Origin of the sequence: Pseudomonas sp. CM25 (genome assembly GCF_013179705.1) — a bacterium.
Lineage (GTDB): Bacteria > Pseudomonadota > Gammaproteobacteria > Pseudomonadales > Pseudomonadaceae > Aquipseudomonas.
On sequence record NZ_JABMCW010000696.1, the window covers coordinates 1 to 771 of the forward strand.

The window sequence follows — 771 nt, forward strand, 5'->3', positions numbered from 1 at the left end:
TATAGAACTGGTTGCGGCCGTCATCGGGGCGATGGCGCGGCAGCAGAAAGCAGCTGAGGCCTTTCTCGGTCTGCGCCAGGGTCAGGAAGGCATCGCACATGGGCGCCGAGCAGAACCACTTGTGGCCCACCAGTTCGTAGGGCTGACCGGGACCCGCGATGCCCACAGGGTAAGCCCGCGTGGTGTTGGCGCGCACATCGGTGCCGCCCTGCTTCTCGGTCATGGCCATGCCCAGGGTGACCCCGGCCTTGTGCCGGTCGCCGATGTTGCGCGGGTCGTACTCGCAGGCGAGGATTTTCGGCAGCCAGTATTCGGCCAGGTCCGGTTGCAGGCGCAGCGCTGGCACGGCGGCGAAGGTCATGGTCAGCGGGCAGCCGGTGCCGGCTTCGGCCTGGCTGTGCAGGTAGGTCATCGATGCCCGTGCCACATGGGCACCGGCGCGGGGCTCGCCCCATGGCAGCGACGGCAGGCCGTGTTCGACGGCAGTGCGCATCAGTTCGTGGTAGGCCGGGTGGAATTCGACCAGGTCGATGCGGTGGCCGTAGCGGTCGTGGCTGCTGAACTCGGGTTTGTGTGCGTTGGCGAGGAACCCCGCCTGCATCAGCGGGCCACCGGCCAGCGCCCCGTAGGCATCGATCCGCGACTCGGCCCAACCGGCGCCAAAGCGCCGTGACCATTCCTGCAGCGGCAGGTCGTGGCGGTACAGGTTGGCACCGTCGAGGGGTGGCGGCTGATTGGTGACCTCGTGGGTTTCAGCGTACTGGTGCAGGT

1 protein-coding gene is annotated in these 771 nt (G+C 67.8%); it reads right to left on the reverse strand.

All coding sequences use genetic code 11. The annotated features are described in order from the left end of the window. On the reverse strand, positions 1-769 hold a 769-nt coding region (locus HP546_RS30765; RefSeq protein WP_256678587.1), incomplete at its 3' end, for an acyl-CoA dehydrogenase family protein. Positions 770-771 lie beyond the last annotated feature (2 nt).